The following is a 366-nucleotide window of genomic DNA, read 5'->3' on the forward strand; positions in this document are numbered from 1 at the left end:
GCAGGCTGCCCTGTTCATGTCCAGGGAATGCCGGTTCAGGATTGTTTCATCGCTGTCGGCTTCGTCGAAATTATTGCCTGATGAAATCAAGAAAATAAGAGGACTCAGGGCGGCTATTGATGCGGTCGGTCGTAACATTCGCCATATGATGTTCCAATCGAAAAAGCTAGACATGAACGACACGGCGTTTCTTAAAGAAATTGAAACATTGAACAGCTATATGGCCATGGCGATTAAGAAAATAGATGAGTTGCAGGAGGTCTCTGTAGATCGCTGGAGCTTTAACCGTAAGGGCATGAAGGGCTAGTTATGGGCGTGCATGTCGAAAAAGAATGGCGAGTCAAAAGGGCGCGTGCCGATAAGGCG

At 47.5% G+C, this 366-nt stretch carries 1 pseudogene; it reads left to right on the plus strand.

Features of this window, described 5'->3' with window-relative positions:
- Nucleotides 1-307 (plus strand): annotated as a pseudogene (locus ALO43_RS30795) (DNA distortion polypeptide 1); the annotation flags it as partial.
- Nucleotides 308-366: the final 59 nt, after the last annotated feature.

Source organism: Pseudomonas tremae (assembly GCF_001401155.1).
In the GTDB taxonomy this organism is placed as follows: domain Bacteria; phylum Pseudomonadota; class Gammaproteobacteria; order Pseudomonadales; family Pseudomonadaceae; genus Aquipseudomonas; species Aquipseudomonas tremae.